The 24,423-nt window shown below is 42.3% G+C and carries 15 protein-coding genes; all 15 read right to left on the bottom strand.

Going from position 1 to position 24,423, the window contains the following annotated elements; translation table 11 throughout:
- Nucleotides 1-311 precede the first annotated feature (311 nt).
- Genes fucP through HP439_RS05430 form a run of 15 tightly spaced genes read right to left on the bottom strand, consistent with a single transcriptional unit; the run spans nucleotide 312 to nucleotide 24,273 of the window.
- A complete protein-coding gene (gene fucP / locus HP439_RS05500) occupies nucleotides 312-1,604 on the bottom strand; it encodes an L-fucose:H+ symporter permease (RefSeq protein WP_172389342.1) in 1,293 nt (430 codons plus the stop codon).
- A 38-nt stretch (nucleotides 1,605-1,642) separates the two neighbouring features.
- On the bottom strand, nucleotides 1,643-2,086 hold the full coding sequence (locus HP439_RS05495; RefSeq protein WP_172389341.1) for a MaoC family dehydratase: 444 nt from the start codon (nucleotides 2,084-2,086) through the stop codon (nucleotides 1,643-1,645).
- 34 nt (nucleotides 2,087-2,120) lie between these two features.
- Nucleotides 2,121-3,209 (bottom strand): Gfo/Idh/MocA family protein, encoded by a 1,089-nt coding sequence (locus tag HP439_RS05490; RefSeq protein ID WP_216657773.1) that lies wholly within the window; start codon nucleotides 3,207-3,209, stop codon nucleotides 2,121-2,123.
- Entirely contained in the window at nucleotides 3,206-4,429 is a 1,224-nt protein-coding gene (locus HP439_RS05485) for an extracellular solute-binding protein (RefSeq protein ID WP_172389340.1), read from the bottom strand. The genes HP439_RS05490 and HP439_RS05485 overlap by 4 nt, the downstream gene beginning before the upstream one ends.
- Entirely contained in the window at nucleotides 4,422-5,564 is a 1,143-nt protein-coding gene (locus tag HP439_RS05480) for a CaiB/BaiF CoA transferase family protein (protein WP_172389339.1), read from the bottom strand. The genes HP439_RS05485 and HP439_RS05480 overlap by 8 nt, the downstream gene beginning before the upstream one ends.
- Before the next feature lie 5 nt (nucleotides 5,565-5,569).
- Nucleotides 5,570-6,718 carry a CaiB/BaiF CoA transferase family protein gene (locus tag HP439_RS05475; protein WP_172389338.1) on the bottom strand — a complete coding sequence of 383 codons (1,149 nt, stop codon included), beginning with the start codon at nucleotides 6,716-6,718 and terminating at the stop codon, nucleotides 5,570-5,572.
- Nucleotides 6,708-7,877, bottom strand: a complete 1,170-nt coding sequence (locus tag HP439_RS05470) for an ABC transporter substrate-binding protein (protein ID WP_172389337.1) — start codon at nucleotides 7,875-7,877, stop codon at nucleotides 6,708-6,710. The genes HP439_RS05475 and HP439_RS05470 overlap by 11 nt, the downstream gene beginning before the upstream one ends.
- Before the next feature lie 30 nt (nucleotides 7,878-7,907).
- Nucleotides 7,908-9,488, bottom strand: a complete 1,581-nt coding sequence (locus tag HP439_RS05465) for an SLC5 family protein (protein WP_172389336.1) — start codon at nucleotides 9,486-9,488, stop codon at nucleotides 7,908-7,910.
- 2 nt (nucleotides 9,489-9,490) lie between these two features.
- The gene (locus HP439_RS05460; RefSeq protein WP_172389335.1) at nucleotides 9,491-10,570 is read right to left on the bottom strand and encodes a Gfo/Idh/MocA family protein; all 1,080 of its coding nucleotides are present in this window, start codon (nucleotides 10,568-10,570) and stop codon (nucleotides 9,491-9,493) included.
- 5 nt (nucleotides 10,571-10,575) lie between these two features.
- Nucleotides 10,576-13,098: an L-rhamnose mutarotase gene (locus tag HP439_RS05455; protein ID WP_216657772.1), complete on the bottom strand. Its 2,523-nt coding sequence runs from the start codon at nucleotides 13,096-13,098 to the stop codon at nucleotides 10,576-10,578.
- Nucleotides 13,085-14,830: a RagB/SusD family nutrient uptake outer membrane protein gene (locus tag HP439_RS05450; protein WP_172389334.1), complete on the bottom strand. Its 1,746-nt coding sequence runs from the start codon at nucleotides 14,828-14,830 to the stop codon at nucleotides 13,085-13,087. The genes HP439_RS05455 and HP439_RS05450 overlap by 14 nt, the downstream gene beginning before the upstream one ends.
- A gap of 4 nt (nucleotides 14,831-14,834) precedes the next feature.
- Nucleotides 14,835-17,969 carry a SusC/RagA family TonB-linked outer membrane protein gene (locus tag HP439_RS05445; protein WP_172389333.1) on the bottom strand — a complete coding sequence of 1,045 codons (3,135 nt, stop codon included), beginning with the start codon at nucleotides 17,967-17,969 and terminating at the stop codon, nucleotides 14,835-14,837.
- Between the two features lie 29 nt (nucleotides 17,970-17,998).
- The gene (locus HP439_RS05440; RefSeq protein ID WP_172389332.1) at nucleotides 17,999-20,395 is read right to left on the bottom strand and encodes a glycoside hydrolase family 2 TIM barrel-domain containing protein; all 2,397 of its coding nucleotides are present in this window, start codon (nucleotides 20,393-20,395) and stop codon (nucleotides 17,999-18,001) included.
- A gap of 26 nt (nucleotides 20,396-20,421) precedes the next feature.
- On the bottom strand, nucleotides 20,422-21,516 hold the full coding sequence (locus HP439_RS05435; RefSeq protein ID WP_172389331.1) for a glycoside hydrolase family protein: 1,095 nt from the start codon (nucleotides 21,514-21,516) through the stop codon (nucleotides 20,422-20,424).
- 6 nt (nucleotides 21,517-21,522) lie between these two features.
- A complete protein-coding gene (locus HP439_RS05430) occupies nucleotides 21,523-24,273 on the bottom strand; it encodes a family 78 glycoside hydrolase catalytic domain (protein ID WP_172389330.1) in 2,751 nt (916 codons plus the stop codon).
- Between the last annotated feature and the right edge of the window lie 150 nt (nucleotides 24,274-24,423).

Genomic DNA, 24,423 nt, shown 5'->3' with positions numbered 1-24,423 from the left:
AAAAGTTAATGAGGTCCTTATAATATTTTCTCCAGCTATTCCAACATTTTACCATGAATTAATAGGGAGATTTTCATCAGAAGTATACCATACGCAAAAACCGTAATCACAATCGAATATATTTGTAAATACGCTGAATCGGCGCTAATTTTTTCAAAAAAAACTACGCGACTGCTGGACAGACAAGCCGATAAAGAGGTGCAAAAACCATATGGCAGCCTCTATTCTTTCAAGAATTGTTTATCGGTAATTTAGACCGAAAGGTTTAAATTAGGTGAGCCAAGCTGGTGAGAAACTTACAGGCCGCGAGCTTATCGCGGCCTAATTTGGTAGCCTCGTAAGCCAAACCAAAAAATTACTAGATAACAAACAAAGGGAACCGTGTAACCAATTTGCGTGTTATCATGAGCAGCGTCGATTATCAATCCTGTAAAAAAAGGAAAAATTGCGCCGCCCACAATAGCCATAATTAACCAAGAGGAGCCCTGCTTCGTATCTTCCCCAAGATCTTTAATGCCAAGCGAAAAAATTGTAGGGAACATGATTGACATAAAAAACCCTAAGGCTCCCAAAGCATAAAGTATAATCATGCCCGAACTGAACACGGCTACAGCAGAAGCAACCACACTGGCTGCTGCAAATAATACGAGAAGGTTATTTGCACTGATATATTTTAACAGAAATGTACCAACAAAACGCCCCACCATAAATAGTAATCCATAAACACCTAAATAATAACCTGCAGTTTTCTCATCAACGCCAGCGCCTTGTTGAGCCATCCGCACGAAAAAGCTTGTGACACATACCTGTGCGCCCACATAAAAAAATTGCGCCAGCACGGCATAGGCCAAATGCTGGTGTCGTAATACGCTAAAGAAGTTTTTCTTGGACTGTTGCGTCGCCGTATTTGGATTTTCCTTAATCTCGGGTAGTTTCACAAAAACAAAGACAATCGCGACAAGCAACAACACCCCGCCAAGAATTAAATATGGTACTTTCACCGAAGAAGCCTCACTTGTAAAGTAAGCGAGACGTTCAGCCTCCATCATGGATTGTAACTCTAGTTCGGAATAACTCTTCCCAGAAAGGATAAAGGTAGCACCAACAATAGGGGCCACCATCGCGGCCAAACCGTTAAAAGAAGCTGCTAAATTGAGTCGGTGTGTTGCCGAGTCGGCTTTCCCTAATACCGAAGCATAAGGGTTTGCTGCAGTCTCCAATACAGCTAGACCACATCCAATAATAAACAGCGCTAGAAGAAACAACTCGTACATCCGCGTATCTGCTGCGGGTATAAAAAGAAAACATCCTACAGAAAAAGTTATCAAGCCAAAAATAATCGAGAACTTATATCCCCATTTTCGCAGTATCATTCCCGCAGGAAGAGCCATGATGAAGTAAGCAAAGAAAACCGAAGTATCCACCAATGCGGACTGGCTATTATCGAGCTGACAGGCTTTCTTTAAATGAGGTATTAAAATACCATTAAGATTATGTGCAATCCCCCACAAAAAGAAAAGACATACGACAAGGATGAAAGGGAAGAGATACCGTTGAGATGAACCCTCTTCGGTCAATATTGGTTGATCACTATTTACTTGCATGTGTTATAAATATACTTGTTACCGATTTACAGAAGAGATTACTTTTTTCTTTTTGCCAGTAGAATATGATCTGCTACCAGCACGATCTGTCCATGTTGATTTACTATTTCTACATGCTCTACCACAGTTCCAAAATCTGGTTTTTTTGCATCTGACTTCTCCGATATAGTTACCTGCGAATGAATGGTATCCCCAATGAATACGGGCTTCACAAAACGTAACCGATCATAGCCCTTCGAAAATGCCTCTGGATTAATAACCGAAGCGGTTAATCCAATTCCAATAGCAAATATCATTGTACCATGTGCAATACGCTGACCAAAAGGTTGCGTTTTGCACCACTGCTCATCCATATGATGAGGGAAAAAGTCACCTGTATGTCCAGCATGGACCACAAAATCTGTTTCTGTTATGGTCCGGCCAAAGGTTACTCTTTTATCACCTATCTGGTAATCTTCAAAAAACAATGATTCAAATTGCATAGTAATTATATGTTTATATTTATGAAATTTCTTATTAACCTTTGGAATCAATTCCTAGGTAATTTATTGGGAACCCACCCTGCGCGCTACTTTGATATGCTGCCTCCACTACCGCCATCGTATCGATCACATCCTCTACAGCGGCTGGCAGTTTGTCAATCTCACCAAGTTTATAACGCATCAAACTCCCCATACTTCCTATAAAAGCATCCGGGAACCATGATCCGTCTATAGGAACTTCTACCCAGTGGCTCTCACCCTCTTCATTCTTAATGCAGTAAGAAAATTTATCGGTGGCCCCACGAGGATAATCCATAAGGAGACCCATCGTCGCCTTGATAGCGCCTTTGGTTCCTTCCCATTTAATGAAACTTTCTTGCTCTTGTGCACCAAACTCATGATCATGATTGGTGTTTATTACAGCATGCAAAACATCGCCGTAATCAAGCAACAAGGTTGAGCGTGTAGACGATAATTGTTTTGCTGGATGTTTCAACGTTTTGCCATACACGGTAACTGGATTTCCTAAAAAAGAACGAATAAGGTCAATATAGTGAACACTATGGTATAAAATTTCCAATCTTGGATGAACCATCACATGTGGAAAAAGTTCCCACGGAGTCTGCACCGTTACCCGCACTTCGATATCATATAATTCGCCAATATAGCCGTGATCAATCAACCAGCGTGCAGCGTTGACAAATGGTGCTTGCCGTAACTGGCAATTAATTGCTGCCACCAGTTTTTTACGCTGACAAACTTCAAGTATAGCCTTACTTTGCGGGAAGTAGTCCCCCATTGGCTTTTGAATCAAAACCGCTGCTCCATCGGGAAGCAATTCCAGGGTATCGATGAACTGATCCGGCATAATGGTAACGTCGTATACGGCATTTTCTGGCGCATTTGCGACAGCTTCCACCAGAGTATCAAATACATGGGGAATCTCGAAATCTTTTGCAATTTGTTCGGCCTTGGCACGGGTTCTATTGACAATTCCATATACTTCGAAATTAGCTTTTTTATAGGCCGGAAGATGAGCGTCCTTAACAATCCCCCCTGCGCCTATAATTATGATCGGCAACTTTTGTTTTGGCAATACGAACTTATAAGGTATATCTATCATTTCAATTCATTTATAGTTTGCTGTGCCCGGGCAAGTAATGCCGAGCTTTCTTCATTAGATGCTATAGCCTGACCAACCATCGAATCAATACGATGAGCAATCTGAGACCAATTTCTTGTCCGAGGTAACGTTTGTGCACCATGATGCAATTCGGCAAGTTTACTGTAGAACGGTATCAATTCATTGATTTCTCTATCTTCCCAGGTCGAATAGCGGCAGCCTACACCACCTGCCAATGTTAATTTCTTATCGTTTTGGGCATTTACGGCAAATTGCAAAAAATCATATGCGACATCCTTCTGCGTGCTACCAGCGGCCAGCGCATAAAGCCAATACACATTCAGTGAGGCTGCAGCGTCCCCTTTACTTGTTGGGATAGATGTAACATCGACTCGCCCCTTTACGGCAGACTGGTCATCAATATGTGCCCAGGAAGCAAAACCAAACCAGTTCACCATCATAGCTACCTCTCCCCTGGCAAATGCATCTCCTGCGGCCACCGATTCATAGGAGGAGGAATTGGGGTGTAGATACCTTTTACTTTTAAAAAGCGAACGATAGAAGTCAAGCGCTTCAATTGCAATAGGCTGGTCAACAACAATATCACCAAAGGAATTTACAAGCGCTCCCCCGCGAGACCAAAGTTGAATACAAAAATCAAATACCGCATTATGGCCATCAGGGTATCCCGCAAAAACAGACCCGTAGAGCTGTTGCTCGGGACGTGTAAAGAACTCTGCTACCGATAAGAACTCATCCCATGTGGTAGGTGGATACAAGGGCCTCCCATATCGGGATGAGTATTCTTCCTGCAGTTGAATATCATCAAAAAGGTCTCTCCGGTACACTAAACATTCTGGTCCATCATGAAATGGCAATCCGTATAACATACCGTCGAATCGCTGAAGATCCATCAAACTCTCCACCCAAGATTCGGTTCCTCCCTCAATAGGTTTACGTTCTAAAAAACTATTTAATGGTGTTAAGCCATTCATATGACGAGCCTCAGCGATCCAGTCCGTATTGATGTGCACTATATCCCAATCACCATTTTGAAGCCCCTTTTGTTCAAACAATGCATCATGGAGCTCTTCAAGATCCATCGCAACAAATTCAATATCGGGAGCTTGAGGATTCAGCTTTTTATAGTCGGCAAAGCACTCTGCCAATGCCTTTTCAAAGGGTGTAAATTTGCGCAAGGCAAAACGTAATTTAGCCATAAAGTTCCTTTCTAATCTTAACAGCATGCTCTCCTAATTTTGGAGAGCCTTTTGAAGCTTTCAGCCGAACCCCATCAATTCGGATAGGACAAGCCGTTGTATCGTACGTATAGCCGTCTCCCATCGTTACCGTTTGTATCATCTCTAGAAGTTTAAAACCATCATGTTGCATTAATGTATGCCAATCCTGCACCGGAGCACACCATATATCAGCAGCTTCCAAAATGGTTAACCAGTGAGCTGTAGATCCAGTAGCCAAATGTGCTGCTAACACCGCCTTAATCTCACTGCGCTTATCAAAAGCTTCCTGCCCATCTCTATAATTTTTTAAAGCTTCGCAATCCAGCAAACTACCTAAAAAAGGAATAGATCCCATCGCTAAGGCCAAATGTCCATCATTTGTTGAATAGATACCATACGGCGCCGCTAAATAAGCATGGGCATTACTCACCGTGGTACGTTCAGGTAATGTTCCGCCATCATTAAAGTATGTCGTTACCGTTTCGAACTGAATATCAACGGCTGAATCCAACATGCTGATTGCTACGTGAGCCCCCTCATTTTTTACGGCTCGTCGGTACAAACACGCCAAAATACCATTACAGAGATTCATCCCTGCAAACATATCGACAATCGACAGCCCCATAGAGACCGGTCCATGATCAGCGTCTCCACTCAACCAGGTCATACCCGTCATTGCTTGGAGCAATAAATCTTGGCCTGGTAAACCCTTCCATGGTCCGTGGTCTCCGTAACCTGAAATTTCTCCATATATAACTTGTGGATTTATCGCACGTACCTGTTGATAGTCAAACCCTAAACGTTCCATGACGCCAGGCCGAAAATTATGCATCACAACATCGGCCTTTTTTATCAAATCAGCAATTACTTTACGATCAGCCTCATCTTTAATATCAAGATCAATACTTTCCTTATTACGGTTGATAGCGTGAAAGACAGTGGATGTTCCATTGAGTACGGTATCCGAGGTGTACAGGTGTCGGCAGATATCTCCTGTTTTAGGTTTCTCAATTTTTATGACACGCGCACCAAGGTCAGCTAGCCTTAAGCTCGCCAAGGGACCGGAGAGAAACTGACTAAAGTCTACTACTAAAAAATCACTTAATGGTAACATTATTTTTAACTTAAATAGTCTTTTCTAACTTGTTCATTATCCTGCCCAACATAGGGTGCTGGTTTACCAGCATACAGCCGCTTTCCATCGATAAGGTACACGCTCCGCGTGGTCTGCAGCTCTTCTCCAGACACTAATTTCACGCGCTGCAGCATACCACTTTCCTGGAAGCCTTCCGAATTTAAAAAGGTTTCGTAATCACTAACCTCAGAACACCAAATACCTTCGTTTCGTAATTGATTAACCCATATATTGGTAGTTTGATTCCGCAATATTTGAGATAGTGTTCCTAAGATCTGATCACGATTGGTAAACCAGGTATTTCGGTTTTGATAATCCTTTGGATCTAAACCTAGACAGGTAGCAATTTTCACTAAATCACCCATTGCCAATGCGATAAAACCATCTTTGGTTTCATACATACCATATGGAGCGCTCAAATAGCTATGCCCCGAGCCGCGTACGCTCGCTCGAGTGGGCAATTTTCCTCCATCGTTAAAATATGTTGTTAGTACTTCAAACTGCATATCTACCGCCGAATCAAGTAGGCTCACCTGCACAAGTGCACCTTTTTTTGTCTTCGATCGCTTTAAAAGTGCGGCCAAAATACCTTGAGTAAGGTGTGTTGCACAATACATATCAATCACTGCCAACCCGAAAGGAATTGGTCCATCTTGCTTGGATCCAGAAAGCCAAGTTAACCCCGACATAGACTGTACAAGTAAGTCTTGCCCTGGTTTTCTTGCCCAAGGCCCCTCTTCACCATACCCTGTGACACTCGCATATATGATTTGGTCGTTAAGCATTTTGACACTTGAATAGTCTAGACCTATTTTTTCCATCACCCCCGGCCGGAAATTATGTGTAATAACATCAGCTTTAGCGATTAACCGTTTTATTGATTCTAGATCTTCTTCATTTTTAAGGTCAGCTGCGTACGATTCTTTATTTCTATTAATGGTGTGAAAGACGAGGCTACTTTGATTGACAAAAATATTTTTTATCGCTATTTGACGCCCCCCTTCACCAGCACCGGGACGCTCAATTTTTATCACCCTTGCTCCCAGATCTGCGAGACGCAGTCCTGCAGTTGGACCAGCCATAAATTGTGAGAATTCAAGCACTAATAATCCTTCCAGCGGTCTATTTTCCATTGGCCTCCTCCATCGATATCGATTTTAAATAAAGATCATTCAGTGTTTGTAATACCTCTGTTTCAACGAGTGTGCCGTGAAGAAAATCCACTATTACCTGTCCTGCATGATCTTGGAAATACATATGGCCATAATACCGAGGCCGTAAATATGCCCTTTCTAATGCCGGAAGAGTATCGACAAAGAAGTTTGCTGTCATCGCGTTCACGCGCTCATTTTTCCACGCCTGAAGATGACCCGGTTGCCCCCCATTCTCCACATATATGGTAGACTGAATTTCCTTAGAACAAACATATTGCGCATAATCGACAGCGGTATCTACAAATTTGCTCTGTGAGGAAACCGCTAAACCGGCGCCACCAAGAGTTGTAATCAAAGGTTTACCGGGCTCCAGATCAATTAGATCATGAAAATGCAACGTTTTACGAGCATACCCCTGGCGCGCATAGTTGGAATATCCGTAAGCAAATGGGCAGTATGCAATTTCATCCCGCTGAGTCATATCCTCAAAAACCATAAATGGGTTTTTTGTGTAAAAACTTGGATTGAGGCAGTCGACAAGGGATTTCATCCGTCGCAATGCTTCCTCGCCAATCTGGTTGCCTACCACAATATTGGGATACTGACAGGGCGACTCACCTAAGGAGTGACAGAATCCATAGAAAGCCATCAACAAGTCTATGGGAAGTAATGAAAATCCGACATAGCCTTTCCTCGCTAAGGCCAATAGTTCCTCGAAATTTGCTGGCCTTGCCTCACCTATTTTTTCAAGCAGATCTGGCCTACTTGCGGCGACAGGCGTAGCCGCATCGATCGGTAAAGCCCACTGCTTTTCGAAAAAATTATAACTTTTATAAGACTGACCAACACTATTTTTTCGCTGATCCTCTAGGTAACTAGCAGGCAGGTAATCGTCAAATGGAACAACCATATTATTGGCTGCTGCATGACCTGTCCACGGGTGATCGATAACCAGCAGATCGTATTCCTCAGCAAGTTCTGTAATGGATTTATCAGCAAATTCCTGTAATGTTCTTTTCTTCCAAACGATCTCCACATCCGGATGTAGTTCTTGGTAACGTTGAGCTGTTGCAACCATCGGTACAAAACCTCGGCTATGCCCCCATGTTATACCTTTTAATTGAATTTTTTTTGTCATTATATTGATGATCTTTTTATCTAATGAAGTTTAACGGAAAATGAGGTATAGGCTAACCATAACGACCGTTAAAATACTCCATGCCCATTTTACGCGCTTACTTGGTTTATCAATCGTTAATTTATACGCATACTGGGCATTGGTCTCTTCTGCTGATTTTTGGACGGACAAAGAAATAATAATCGCCAAAATGAGTAACCCTAAAAACAAGTAGAATGATAACATCAAATAATGAGGCCAAAAGGTATAGCTATCTTTCGGAAATACCCATAAATACAGTATACCGGTACCTAAACTAAGTGCGGCACCAAAAGTTAAAACTGTGTTAATGGCAACCCGGTTTGTACGCTTCCATAACACTGCCAGTAAAAACACAACAGCAAGAGGTGGTGCGATAAAACCTAAAATGGACTGAAACACATCAAACAGATTTAATCCTTTAATTTGATCAATTGCAATCGCCATTAAAATAGAAACAAAGCAGCCTATGATAATTACGATTCTACCCATCCGTGTTATTTGCGTGTTATCGGCCTGTGGATTGATGTGCTTTAAATAAATATCCATGGTATAAACGGTACTCAAGGAATTTAACGATGAACCCACGGTTCCAACAAGAACAGCGATAAGCACCACGATTACTAATCCGTTCAATCCCGTCGGAAAAAGACTCGTAACCATTGTCATATAAGCTAATGATGGGTCATCTAAGTCCGGAAACATAATGTAACAGATTACGCCCGTTAGAATAAATAGCGGGAGCGAAAGAATCTTCAACCACGCAATGAAATTTACACCGAGTTGCCCTTGCTCTAAGTTCTTTGCCCCCAAAACAGATTGCACCATCGCTTGATCAGTACAAAAGAAAGCTATCGCTGCCACGGGATAGCCCAGCGCAATAGCATACCAAGGATAATCCGGATCGCTAGCCCCGCGGATCAATGACCAATAATCAGTAGGTGTATCTTTCAATAGTACCCCTATACCACCAATCTCCGATAAACCTAAAAACGTTAAAAATGCAGAGACAAATATGAGCAGGATCATTTGAAAGATATTTATTTTCGCAACCGTCTTTAACCCTCCGGTGTACGCAAATATCCCTGCCAAGGCCACAAGCACCGAAACAGATTGCCACATCGGAATGCCTAAAATTTGTCGAACTAAAAAACCACCAGCAAAAAGGCCTAAAGAAAGCCATGAAATAAGCATTTTCACCAAGGAGTACCACGCTAATATAGTCTGCGTTTTGGAACCAAAGCGCTTGCCCATAAACTCTGGCAGTGTACGCACACCAGATGCCAAATACCGAGGAGCGAAAACCACGGCCAAAAGGAAAAGAAAGACAAATGCATACCAATCAAAATTCACCGCCACAATCCCGGTAGTATAACCTACCGTCGCAAAGGCAAGAAGCATAGAGGGGCCAACATTTGTCGCCCACATATTAAATCCGATACTCGCCCAGCCTAAGGATTTACCGGCAAGAAAATGGTCCGCACCTTCTGTGCGTTTGGATGATGAAATCAATCCTATCACTAACAGGGTAAGCAGATACAATACTACAATGATGTAGTCAACAATGGTGAGCTTATCAATTATATTATTCATGGTTACAATGTCAAGTTCACTGCGTAGCGGTCAAGCAATTCTTTAGGACGCACGGGTTTCCCACTAGACAAAGACTCGTCCATCGCCTGTAGTAAAGCGATTGTCCCGATACCCTCTTTCATATCCGGATAGGCTGGATCACCACTGCGGATTGCTTTTGCAAAATGTTCGAGATAGTTTTGATACTCTCCAGCATGATGGCTCTTACCTTCGAATCGGAAATAATGTTTTAATTTATGCTCCCAAGTCAGTATCCTTTCTTCGCCATCACGATCCGTGATCGCGTAACGTAAATCCATATAATCCGCCTGACTGCAACCCTCCGTACCGCGTAAAATACAGCTCATTTCGCTATCGCGAGCTACAGGCTGAACAGGTCCAGTGTATGCCCCGCTAACACGTGCTACACGACCATCTTGCGCTTTAAATATAAAATGCATAGTATCTGCATTCTGAAGCCCCCCCTTCTTCCCATTACTGCTTAGCATACCATACCCCATCACTTCTTCAATATTCGGAAGATACCATCGGATGAAATCTACCGGATGACTCAACCCTCCATATAACCATTTAAATGATGACTGTAAGGACCAAGGCTTTTCTAGAAACCATCGATGATCAGCATGGTAATATCCTTCTATCGTAATCAAGTCCCCTATTAAGCCTTGCTCAAAATCTGCTCGCTGCTTTTTCACTGGTTCGAAAAACCGTGAACTTTGACCCACAAAAACACGCTTACCGGTCTTTTTAGCAAGCTGCAATAGATCGTTTGCATCTGCTAGATTATCTATAAATGGTTTTGTACAGATAACATGTTTATCATGTTCCAATGCCTGACGGATATGTCGTGCATGCAAATGATCCGGTGTATAAATAGCGATAGCCTCTATATTTTTATTTTCAAGCATATCCTCATACCGACTTGTGTATTGTTGAAAATCGAATTCTTTCATCCGTTTTCTTCCCAATTCTTCGTTCAAGTCACATATCTGAATAAGATCTATATGCTCACTTTGTAAGGCTGCGGACATCGTACTTCGTCCTTCACCCAGACCTAAAATTCCTAATCTTAATTTTTCCATATACATTATTTTTTAAAGAAGATCCAGGTTTCACCCTCTTTGGTCCCCTCGATACCTTGCTGATAGGTACTCATCAACTTATTCCATTCCGCTACGCGCGGGTTATCTTTTGTGGTGAGTGGATCAATTTCTTCAAATTGTTGTCCCTTTTTAAAAGATATCAGGAGCAATAACTGTCTACCCTGCTTATAAACATATACCTGCTGAAATCCTGCGTTACAAAATCCCTGAGCAACCTCAGGCCATTTTTCATATTGTGTTTGGTGGGCTTCTAAATAAGACTCCTGCTGATCCTCATCCTCCACTAACTGTGCACGAAGAAGTACAAAATCCTTATCTGCTACTGGTCTCGCCGCCGCGCACTGATCAGCCTGGAAACTATAAAACTGTTCGTCGAATACGGTAGATCGTATGGAAGGATAAGAAGTTTCCCATTCTTTCTGCATTTTTTTTGCTGTTTCCTTCAAAGTCATGATCAGTGTATAGTCCTTCCATCTATAAATCTGCGATACGTCTCCACCAAGCCTTGAAACAAACGAGCCTATTTCTGCTTCATTAAGCTTACCTTGGGGGTCATAGACCTGAAAAAAGGCGGGCTTATTTAGCGGCGAATAACTATTGAATCTTAATGTAGTATCTAAAGGTAAAATACGTTCTCGAAGCGGTAGAAATTCAGCGGTCAGTCCCGCATCAGAAACACTGGTTTTCTGCACCTGGGGACCATTTTTTCTCCAATCTACATTGGGACCGTTGGCATTCTGCAGAATCTTATTTGCGGGAAACCAATTATCGCGAACAGTCATATACGCAGACCCTTCGTCCGTATATAGGTAGAACCAATGATCCGGAAGATGCGCATACGGAGACACGTATATGCTATCGATTAGATTTTCTTCTATTCGGGTTCCCGGCTGGGCCGAAAGGGTATATATTCCCGCCACATCATACATATATTTACCGTAACGAACAATCCGGTTCTTTCGAACCACATTGTTTTTCATACTGTTAATAGTGGGTGTCCATCCCCAACCTAGGCTTATGCCCGTATATGGAAGATCCAACAATTCGTTATGCTCAATCTTTACATTTCTCACGTACCCAGCACCAATGCCTACAGTCCCCCAATCTTCTGTTCCCGCCTCTTGAATTAGATTATTCGTAATTTCTAATCCGTCGGTTAGTAAACGTTGATCAAGTGGATTATACGGTAAATGTGCTTCTAGATTTTCGTCTGAAAATTTACCGAGTAATACTGCAGATCCACCAATATCTTGAAACAGATTACCCTGCAGGGTATCGCTATTGTTTGCTTGGACATAATCCACACCTGTTGAGGCCAGATGTTCAAAGGAGCAATTACGTATAACAGTGAACGCTGTATTTTGCAGACTTAAAGCCGCCTCGGGGCGTCCTACCCAAGCTTGATTTTCAAGGCCCTTTTTATCTGGGGTACCCGGTTCTTTAAGTTTATATGCATCCAAAAAAAACATACCCGCTTGTAAAGCCACATGTCCTTGTGTGGTTGGTCGTAACCAACTACTATGCATAAAATTAATCCCATCAATATGCACATGAGAAACCGGTGATTCGAGCGTACCTTCAAATTTTAAAATAGTTTCCAAATTCGGTGCAACAGCCGTAGATGTTGCTAGATCTTCATCCGGACGAGGAAAATAATAAACTTTCTGTTCTTGTTCATCGAGATACCATTCTCCAGGTTCGTCAACAAAGGCAAGGGCGTTCACTAATTTAAATGCGGAGTTGCCATGCTCGGTAGACAACCATGGTTTCGGCCATGGATGTTCGTTCTGTAAACGTGCTTCGGGCTGATGGAAAGATAAAACGATACTATCGCCGTGCACTGCAGCATCTGCAACCCGCAAGGACGCTGTCGCCCACCACTGATGGATAAAAAACTCCATACCGTCGGTCAGTTTGAAATGGTCAAAATCGTTAGAAATTGTTGCCGTACCTTTATTGAAATCCCAATTTAAAATTCGAGGTAGATTTTTATCATCATGACTCTGTGCTCGGGTAGCTTTTTCTCCGTTGACCCACAATTGCCGAAAAGTAAAATAGCGCCCGCCAGCCTTAGGCGCTGGAGCAACCCACAATTTCTTTTGCGCCGCAGGTGACGCGCCCGCTGTACGAGGTGCCTTCCGCCATCCATTCACAGAGACTCCACCGGAGAGCACCGCCGGCTTACCGCTCGCCTTGATGCGTGTGGGACTGGCTGCCGTACCGCTATCTTCTGGTCTAATTAAAATAGTTTGAGTTGGTGTATATACACCTGCAGCGATCCAAATATTTATTCCACCGCTTGTTCGCTCATCGCCCAAACGTCTCCATTCGCGTGCAAGTCGGAGCGCATCTTCTAAGGTACTAAAAGGAGCCTCACGAGTTCCAACGCCCAAATTTATATCTGCTCGATGCTCTACATAGATATCCCCTGCGTTACTAATCCCAGGGACAAGCACAAACAGCAACAAAAACCGCGAGTAATAGAAGAGTTGTTTAATATCCTTCATTCTGACCAAATTCTTGCGGGTTGATAATTGCATCTAAAAATTGTTGAGGAATTGGCCTGTTGAGATGATAAGGCTGTATCAATAAGATATCCGGATTATATTTTTTCACATACTCAAGCAGTTTTCCGGTCCGCTTTAAGTCAAACCACCGAATATGTTCACCACAAAGTTCTCGTCCTCTTTCTTCAAGTATAAAATCTAAATTCATGTCTGATGAACCAACGGTCATTTGCTCTTCTTTTCCTTCTTTAGCTGCCCGATGACGTAGTATATTGATATATTGAGCTGCCAACGATTTGTCCCCAGAGGCAGACATTGTCTCTGCTTCGGCCGCTATTAAATACATTTCAGCCAGTCGCATAAGAATAACATCTTTCGTCCCCACCTGCGATCCGATCTCTGCGAGGTCCGGATCATCATATTTCTTCAAAGAAGGAAAATGCACGTTAAAACGAGCGTTTGCGGTTACATTACCCCCATTGTAGGTATCATTAATATCTACCAAGGCATACGATAAACTTCTTTTATCACCACTTACCTCTTGCTTGGTAAACCATAGTGCTAACTCTCCTCGCTTCAGTGTTGTTCCAGCGAGTGAGGCAGGCTTTCCAAATGCCGAAAGATCATCTGCGGTCCATGTATATTGATCCACATTTAGATAGTATTTTTCACGAAACCAGTCCTCGTAACGGCGATCAACAGTTTCATCATATAATTCTAATAAATGTCTTGTCGGCATAAAACACATTCCACCTGTACTCGAATTTCTATCTGCTCCATATCCTAAATCACGAACCATCCCTGCCTTCCCAGAATATTTTGCTTTGAACCATATATGGAGTCGATTGGGATTCTTTTCTTGGGGATTAAGGGAACTGACTGTCGAATGTGTGATCACAAACATAGCCTCTTTGTTGTTTTTATTGTTTGCTGGACGGAATACTTCCTCCGGGGTGTCGTATAGAGCAACGTGTAGACTCCCTTGATTATTTATCACATACTGCGCCGCCTGAGATGCTATTTTATAATAAGCCTCCTTTTCGCTCTGCGATTCTTCATAGGCAACTCTTGTTAAGGCTATTCTCGCCTTAAGACCATATGCAGCTTTCAGCGTGACTCGTCCTACATCAGTTGCTGGTATTGGCATTGTCGGCAGATTGGCTATAGCTACATCCAGATCTGAAAGCATTAATTCGTAAAAATCTAGAACAGGACTTCTGTTTACGGTCAATACCGCATCTTTAGTCTCCTGAGTATGCAGGTCTACTCCCCCATATTGCTCTACGATATGCCAATAGGTAAAAGCCCGTAAAAAAGAAAGCTCTCCAATTCTGGATTTTTTTTCCTGCTCATCTTCAAATTCGACATCATTGATTCGTTCCAAACCCGAATTACAATAATTTATAATCTCGTAAAACCGATTCCACGAGTTACGTATTTGTCCAACAGTCGAATTCAGCCCGTCATATTTTGTCATTTGCCGGCCGTATCCAGAATTCGCAATATTTATCCATAGATCGGTGCCGCCTTCGCTAAGCATAAGTATATCTTCCCTACCGTAAAATTCACTTCCGTAATAAACATACGCAGAATTGATCAATGCATTTATACCTTCAGGCGTTGAAAAGACAACTTCAGCGGTTGAGCCTCCCGGATTATTTTCTTCCAAACTACATCCATGCAAAATACCTATCAATCCAATCCCTATAAAATATTTAGTTATATTCTTCATGTCATTAAAAATCTAGATTTAAACCCAAAACAAATTGACGAAGTAAAGGACTCCGTGCGTCCCCTCCACGTTCAGCGTCGTAATTCTGAACAAGATCACTGTTCGCCCAAGAAAATAAATTATTACCCGTTAGATAAAAACGCACACCTTCCAATTTAATTCGTTCAAGTACTTTTTTAGGGATACGATACCCAAGTGTGACCGTTTTAAGCTTTATATAAGACCCGTCAACGAAATTATAGCTCTGGTATCCCAGATAATTGTAAAAATCGGTTAGTCCTGCGCGCGGAAAATCGTTGGTTGGATTCTCTGGTGTCCAGTAGTCTAAATAAGCAGGCTGATTCCCCTTCCCTTGCGGATCATAGCTGGCCGTTAAATCATACTGCATCATTTGTCCCCAGCGAGCGATTGTATAAATATTTAAATCAAAATTCTTATAAGAAAAGGTATTATTAAACCCTAGCGTCCATTTCGGGGAGGTGCTACCAATATATGTCACATCATTCACGTCATCAATGATATTATCACCGTTCAAGTCCGCTAGTTTTATATCACCCGGCTTGAATGATTGTGTCTTTTGAGCGTCCTTAAAATATCTAGCAGCCTCTTCCGCCTCGTTTTCTTGCCAAATACCTAATCTCTTAAACGTATAAAATGACTGTAGGGGTCTACCGATCAGTAAACTTTCAGTTTCCCGAGTTGTCGCCCCTATGATGTCTCTACCATCAATAAGGTTCACAATTTTCTCTTTATTGGTGCCAAATGTAAAATCCGTACTCCATTTAAACTCCCGGTCAATATTTTTAGTGTTTAAGGTAATCTCAAGCCCGCTATTGCTACTGCTTCCTATGTTCTGATATACTTGAAATGGTGTTCCATCCCCTGAACCCATCGAAGTTGGGAGGGTTCTTGGTAGTAAGATATCCGAAGTTTGCGTATCGTAAAAATCCGCAGCTAAATTAATTCGTCCATCTAGTAGCTGTGCATCTAATCCAATATTCCAGGATTCCGAACGCTCCCATCCCAAATTCTCATTTCCTAACAAGGTGTTATACACATAATAAACAAATCCTTGATCCTGAAATGCAGCATTGGTATAACTGGTCAATCCGGATTTCGTACCATACTCATTAATTCCCGAGTTTCCTGTCTGCCCGTAGCTTGCGCGCAGCTTTAAGTCACTAACAGGCTTCCAATTAAACCACTCCTCGTCGCTAATACGCCATCCGGCAGCGATGGAAGGAAATGCCGCCCATTTATTGTCTTGAGAAAGTCTAGACGCTCCGTCCCACCGGTTCGAAACAGTAAGTAGATACCTCCCCTGATAAGAATAGTTTGCTCGTAAAGCATAGGAAAGTGTTTGACTTTGGATGTACCCCGAACGGATTACATAAGAATCTTTCTGGTTAGCGCCAATGTTATGCCATAATTGCTGTTCCACAAATTGACCCGTCCCCTCCATATAGCTGGTGCTAAGTTTTGAGCTTGTCCATGATGTCAATGCGGTAAAGTTTAAACTATGATCATTAAAATCAGCAGCATAATTAAGAATATTGTCCCAGTTGATGAACGACCTATCCTCTCCTTGTATGCTCGCCAAAGAGGAAGGAAATTCGCCTGCCCGATCAATAGAATTGGCACTGGCAAAATCCTTAGTTTTATGATAAGAGAGATTGACCCCAGCGTTAGAGCGGAATGAAAGCCCCTGCAGAGGCTTCACCTCAAGAAAACCATTGGCGATTATGTTGGTGTTCGCTATACGATGTTGCGCGGTGGTTGCCGTAGCCTCATCTGCTAAGGGGTTAACCTTTCCTTCTCTCCCTAATGGCCACAGGTTCACTTCACCGGCTTCATTATAGGGCAGTCCTAGCGGAACGTTAGTCGCTGAGCGCCATAAGACATTGTCAGCTCTGTTATTCCCGTCGTAATGCGTCACTTGGGAAGAAGTTCCGATCTTTACTTTACTTCCAATATTTTGATCCACATTCAATCGTAGATTGAATTTATCTAAAGCGTCATTTTTGAATGTTCCAAGCTCCTTATAATATCCGCCTGATAGCATTCCCTGTGTGTTACTATTTCCTCCGCTCACCGATAATTGATGGTTTTGTACCATCCCCGTGTGCATAACTTCCTCCCGCCAATTAGTCCATTGCCCCTTTTGCACCGCCTGCCATTCCCCTACACTAAACAGCGTCTGATCATCTTCGGGGCTAGACCATTGTCCGTCAGCACGAGCTGCGGCACGGCGTAATGCAATATAATCATCCCCTATGCGCATTTCGGGATATTGTGCCCATCCATTGGCCCCTATATAGGCATTATAATTAACCTTAGGTTTACCTTCCTGTCCTCGTTTTGTTGTCACGATAATAACACCATTAGCACCTTGGGAACCATATATTGCAGTTGAAGAAGCGTCTTTTAATATTTCCATCGAAGCGATATCCTGTGGAGCGATATCACTAATATTACCGCCCTGCATTCCGTCGATGATAACAAGAGGCGTGTTAGCGCCTTCTGCAGTTGATAGGGAGCGCTTTCCTCGAATAGTCATATCAACGCCCGAGGTCGCACTTCCCGATTTCCGAGTTATATCTAGCCCCGGTACTTGCCCTTGAATTGATTCTAGCGCATTCGATGCGGGGGAGCGTACTATATCTTCTGATTTCAACGAAGTAACCGACCCGGTTAAATCTCTTTTCTTGACCGTACCGTAACCAATAACAACAACCTCATCTAGCGCTTGATCATCCTTTTGCAAGACGATATCTCCTATACTTCCTGATGTAACTGCTATAAAATAATCCTTATAGCCAACGGCAGAAATTTTTATTTGTTTTGCTTCAGGGCTAAGGCGTAACTCGAATGTTCCATCTTCCGCGGTAGCGGTTGATAGAACAGCGTCCACTAGCGATACAGTTGCTCCCGCAATGGGTTGCATTTGATCATCCAATACACGACCATCTACTTCTTCTTGCCCGCGTTCACCAGCGTGCAATACAACAACAGCTTCAGGAGCCATTCTTGCTTTCGCTACAGGTTGAAGTATAAATAAAAACGTCAAGGCTAAAAACGAATGTCGCCCCTTCCGAATTGCGGTAAACCTTCCCCTAGATTTACTAATTGTATTGCTCATAATTGTCTATTGTTAGCGTGCAAAATAAATTACTTTGTATCGGTCACTTTTATTTTCTGTTCTCCACCTTTCCATTTTATTGTTAAATCCCCCATAATCTTAGCGTCATGTTTGCTTACTATTGCAAGAGCCTTCCCCTTAAACGTTTTACGGGTCGGACGATGTAGCCCGCTCAGGTCTGCTTGAAAACCATTATCTGTCCCTAGTACGGTATGATGCTGATCCGCTAAAAATTCAATGTTTTGATCGCCTTCTGTAACTGGATTCCCCTGCTGATCGATAAGTTGTACCTCAACAAAGTAAAGGTCACGATCATCACCAGTAGCAAATTGATCATGATGCACTGTAACCTCAAGTTTTGCTGCCTCACCAGCCGTATTTCGAGAAACTTGTTGAACAACTTTTCCTTCACGATATTTGACGACTTTCAGCTCGCCCGGATCGTACGCTACCCGCCAAGAGGCGTGTAAAGTATCTACGCTTTTTTGGCGGCGGCCTAAACTTTTGTCATTTAAAAACAACTCTACCTCATCAGCATTATTATAGTAGGCCCAGACATCGACGATGTCTCCCTGCTTCCAGTTCCAATGGGGTAATAGATGTAACACCTCTTTATCAGTCCATTCGGATTGATACATGTAATACACGTCTTTGGCAAAACCGGCTAAATCCACAATTCCATAATATGAGCTCCGGGCTGGATATGGATAAGGCACAGGTTCTCCTAAATAATCAAAACCTGTCCACACAAAAGTTCCTGCTAGAAATGGACGTTTCGCTACTTCGATCCAGGCACGTTCATGGCTCGTGCCCCAATATGCTGCCACATTATCGTACGCTGAGACGGTAAAATCTGCATTTCCATTTACGACAAATTTGTCCTTACTGGAGGCAGGCCAGAGTTGAATTGTATCATGTAACGCATCGTACACGCCTCTAGTTTCCAGCGCAGAACTTGTTTCCGAGGCTAATAGTGGCACACCTGCAAACTCACTTGGAAGACTGTCGTAATCAAAATACTTATAATTAAAACCGAGTACATCAAGAGCTTTTGCCTGTGCAATATAATTTTTATCGAAATTAGTTTCTGTTAAGGCGGCTGTCACTGGTCTGGTAGGATCCAGCTCTCTAACAACCGCAGCCATATTTTTTGTCAAGGTAATACCTGTCGAATCAAACTGCTCTCTAATTTCATTACCAATGCTCCACATAAATACGGAGGGATGGTTACGATCACGCTTAATGAAAGCTTTAAGATCGGCAATATGATGTTGTTGGAAATCCAGATGATAATCAAATTTATTCTTACGTTTAGCCCACATATCATAAGCCTCATTATATACCAAAAGTCCTAACTCATCGCATAAATCAAGTACTTCTTTGGCCGGTGGGTTGTGCGCGGTACGTATCGCATTTACGCCCATCTCCTTCATCATTACAAGCTGCCTCTTGGCTGCAGATTTATTAAAGGCCGCACCTAGTGCCCCTAAATCATGATGCAGACAAACGCCGTGTATTTTTAAGGATTCTCCATTTAGGTAAAATCCTGATTTCTCATCAAACTTTATCGTGCGAAATCCCACTTTTTGCGCAAGGTTATCCACACGCGTACCTTCCGTATCCTCAAGGACAATTTCGAGTTGGTATAAGTTAGGATCCGTGACACCCCAAAGTTTCGGATTTGAAATTTCCAGCGTCTCGTGGATACTATTATCTCTCACTAACACGTGCTTATCGGCGACAATACGTCCACCTTGATCACGCAAGGTAATTACGGCTCCGACCTGCCTATCTTGAGGGTTGGTTATTTTAGTTTGTACCAGAAGATTTCCTTGTTCTGGCGTTAGAACAGGAGTCGTTATAAAGGTTTCTTCGTCCAAAATATGAACAGCATCCTTGATACTGATATTTACATCACGATAAATTCCAGAGCCCGTGTACCATCTGGAATTAGGCTGTTTACTGTTATCAACGCGTATGGAAATAACATTTTGTTGACCACCTAAGTTTAAGTACGGTGTAAGATCGTGCGCAAAAGACAAATATCCGTTCGTGTGTTTTCCCAAATAGTGACCATTTAACCAGACCTCTGTATAGCGGTATGCTCCACCGAAATGGATACTTACCTGTTTCCCTATAGCGGATTTAGGGAGTGAAAATTTCTTTCGGTACCAACCGGTTCCTCCTGGGAGCGCACCACCCGCATTTCCCGCTGGGAACTCCGCTCCGAAGTCTGAGAGAATACTCCAGTCATGCGGAAGTGTTATTTCCTCCCATCGGGTTTCATCGAACTGGGGATTTCTGTACTGAAGATCATCGCCTAACTTAAAATGCCATCCGGCATTAAAGTCAATAACCTGCCTCCCCTGCCCATGGAGATTAATAAATTGTATAATTAAAAAAACGATTAAACCTGCTCTTTTCATAATAATATCAATAATCAACAAGAAGCTCAAAATTTCAAGCTACTTTTTCCTAAATCTTTAGAGGTAGCAACTGCAATACCTCTGTTTCCTGCTTTATCCACAGCGCAGTAATAATGATATACAATCCCTTTATGCTTGAGCACAAATGATTTATGTGCATACTGGCTGTCGTAATCCTCCGATGGTTCAATTAGGTTTTCGCCCTGCCAGTCGGTCCAGTGAACCAGATCTCTGGATGCAGCAAAACGGTTGAAGGTGCCAGGCCTATCTTTCCAAAAAGCTCCGAAATAAAACATCACCCATAAATCGTCGATCCGTTGGATCATAGGATCGCCTGTAATGCCCACAGGATGGTGAACTACGGGGTTATCTTCAAACCGCTTCCACTGTGTAAGGTCATCCGAAACGGCCATCCCAATCCGCTCGTACCAACGCGTAGGTTTATTATTTTCAAGAGAATCGCCCACGGCATTATAATACATGATAAACCGGTGACCGGTTACTTTGCTAGGATCTTCAATTACGTAGCTTTTAAAAAGTTTATCGCGATTTTCCCACCAGCGAACGTCAGCATCATTACTACTTAAAACAGGATGGTCAACGCGTTCCCACTCCATCGGTTGATAAGGTTCATTTGGAGTGAACGCCATACCAATGGAAAGAGGTACTGGTTCATATCCTTCTGTGGATCCGCCAAAATAGCTCATCCAATATTTTCCATTGTACTTTCCTAGCGAATAATTTCCTCCCCATTTCGTGTTGATCAATGCGTTATATCCGGCTCTTTGCTTACTATCCCATTTATCTGTGCTTTCTTTAGACATTTGTTTACCTAAAATGTCCCACTTCAGTAAATTAGAACTTTCGGCGAGCCAAGTTTCATAACCTTTGCCATCGAATATCAAAAAACTCATATACCATTTTTTTCCCACCTTATAAACAGAGGGACAATCCATTAGGTCGCCCTTTTTAGAAGGTGTGAGAACCAGTCCGTATTTATGCGGTGTTTTCACTTCTTGATAAATCCCCTCCATCTCCTGTTCGCTTACCGTATCTTTTTCTTGTGAAAAACACCAGTTAACACTTAGCAAAACGCTCATTATTATCAATGTTGCTTTCATACGCTATTATCTTATTTGGTAATTTCCTGAGCCCAATTCAATTTCAATTCCTTGATCCGTTGAATTGTGGGTAAATTCGATCAGCTCTTTTCCGTTTATTATATAATTTTCTCGAGTAGGTAATACCAAGGTACACCTACTGTTTACTGGTACTTTCACTTGATAAGTATCATTTTTTTGGCGAAATTTAACCAAACCATAAGGACTTTGAAAATCTAGACTTCGTGTATCAATTTTATCCAATAATCTCGGAGCAATACGGATATGTTTGTAGCCAATTGACCCCACCTGCTGTCCCAGTCCACCCAAGCCATTATGGAACCATTCCATCAAATGTCCTAACATGAAATGATTATTAGAAACATCCTTCCTTGCTGCCCACGATTCGGTCAGCGCCGTCGCCCCCTGTCGAATTTGGTATCCATACCCGGGTCTAGTGTCATCTTTGTGCATGGCATAAATTAAATCATCACGACCCGCATTCTGCAGAACCTGTAACAGATAACGGTGTCCAATGTCACCGGACGTAAAACTTGTATCTTTTGCCACAATGTCTTTCACCAAATTGGCCGTCACCCCCGCAATGTTTTGTGGATCAACCAATCCCATATATAAAGGCATTGCTAGAGCAGTTTGACTTCCTGATCCATAAATTTTCTCTTCTGGTTTATAAAAAGTTTCATTAAACCGCAGATAGACTACATGCTTTAGCGAATCGTAGTATCGCTTACGGTCTTCATCTTGCAGCAACGCAGAAATCTGTCCCATAATTTTAAGGTTATCGTAATAGATTGCGGTGGCTGTTATTCCAGGCGTTGTTAACTGAGATACACCAGGACGCTCTGGCCCTAGATCATACCAATCACCTAATCCCTGATAGAGTATATTACCTTTGGCTTTTCCCTGAAGATAGGCCATATACCTATTCATCATTTGATAATTATCTTTTAAAAAGGAATCGTCACCATACCATTGGTAAGCATACCACGCCAATATGATAGAGCTGGAACCCCATTCAGGTGAATCCCGAAACATGTCTCCGCCCCAATCAAATTGAACATACTCTGGAGCGATTTCAGGAACCAGACCTTCAGCTGTCTGTGACTGACGCATATCACGTAGCGATTTAGCAAACAGCCGTTTGACATCAAAGTTGTATTGTACCGAAGGACCCATTAGATGAAGCTGCTCCAGCCACCCTAATTTCTCCCGATGAGGGCAATCCGTAAAAACACTCATCATATTACTTTTAATTGCCCAATTGATCAGTGTATGAATTTGATTAAAAAGGGTATCTGAGGTGGTCAACTCTCCATTTTTGCGAGCGCTATTACGTAGATGATCGAGGGTTATTTCTTTTATATCTACATTTTGCTTACCTTTTGGTTTATGCCGAACTTCTGCATAACGCAGTCCATAATAAGTAAATCGAGGATGCCAAGTAACCTCACCGTCCTTTCCAAAGATATACTCATAATAATATGGACTTCCAGAATGTTTTTGACTTATTCGTCCCTGATCATCTAATAGCTCTGCGGGATAAATACGGACAGTATCGCCTTTAACGCCCTCCATCTTTAAACGTACATTCCCAGAGGCATTCTGAGAGAAATCATAGATCTCGATTTTCTCCTCTTCTAACTCCGCAATGCGTTTCCCTGAAAATTGTTGCATAATACGCACCGGTTCAATCTCCTGCCCCCATAAGTCTGGTCCATCAGTAGGTACAGCATTTTTCCAGTTACTATCATCGTAACCTGGGAGATTCCACGTGTCTGGCAATATATTGGAATCATAGTCCTCCCCACCGTACATACTAGAAAATGTAATTGGAGATCGATGTACCTTCCAACTATTGTCCGTCACAATAACCTCTCGTGAGCCATCCTGGTAAATGTTCACAACTTTCATTTTTACCTTTGGAAGACCGAAGGCTACTTTATGCTTTTGAAATCGTCCTTTGACCGGAGGTATATAATAAAAACCATTACCTAAAAGAATACCAATTGTATTGTTTCCTTTTCCCCACAATCTTGTCAGGTCATATACTACATAATAGGCCTCCTTATCATATTTAGTCCAACCGGGTTGTAATACGTCATCATCCACCGGTTTGCCATTAAGAAGAAATTCGTAATGACCAAGCCCAGAGATGTAGGCCATTGAAGATTTTAATTTCTTCTTTAGATTTATCGTTTTGCGAAAAACCGGGAGTTCGAAATTTTCTTTTAAACGAAGTTTACTTGAGCTCAGGGGAAGACTATTAATCAGCGAGTCAGGTAAAATCTCATTTGTAATCCATGAGGCTTCCCCCCAATCCTCAGGGCTCAGTAAACCGATATGGAAGGATTGAGTTGCACTAACCCCTAGCGCACCCATATTATCTCGAACATGAATCCGCACAAAATAAGTCGTACCAGTATTCAAGCGTTTTCCGTGATACCTATTATATAGCGATTGCTCGCTGTGTATCCACCCCGAATCCCAAAGAAAATGATTAGAATTTTCAAATGATGAATCTGGACTAACCTGAATTCGAAATGATTGCTGTGTGATGTTAAAACCATCACTGACAAGTTGCCAACTGAAGCGCGGGCTCAGCGTATTTACACTTAACGGATTTTCACGTCCTTCAATGAATACCTTTGCTACCCTCAAGTTTGCATACAAACTTGAACCGGAGCACAAATATGCCCAAATAGTAAGTGTAAGTAATAAAAATATACCGCCGTTCTTTATTTTCCCTTGCCTAATCATTTATATTAATTTTTCAAACCTTCCTTCGCTAACAATTTCACGTTGTCCTGTTTTAAACTGACTACATTAGTGGTATCTAAAGAGATGTCCTGGCATGTAAAAACACTATTGCTAATTGAAAAATCCTTTGCGTCTTGAATCGAGAGAAAT

The organism is Sphingobacterium shayense (assembly GCF_013179575.1).
In the GTDB taxonomy this organism is placed as follows: Bacteria; Bacteroidota; Bacteroidia; order Sphingobacteriales; family Sphingobacteriaceae; genus Sphingobacterium; species Sphingobacterium shayense.
The sequence above is the reverse complement of the archived record's forward strand: the minus strand, read 5'-3'. Positions and strand labels throughout refer to the sequence as shown.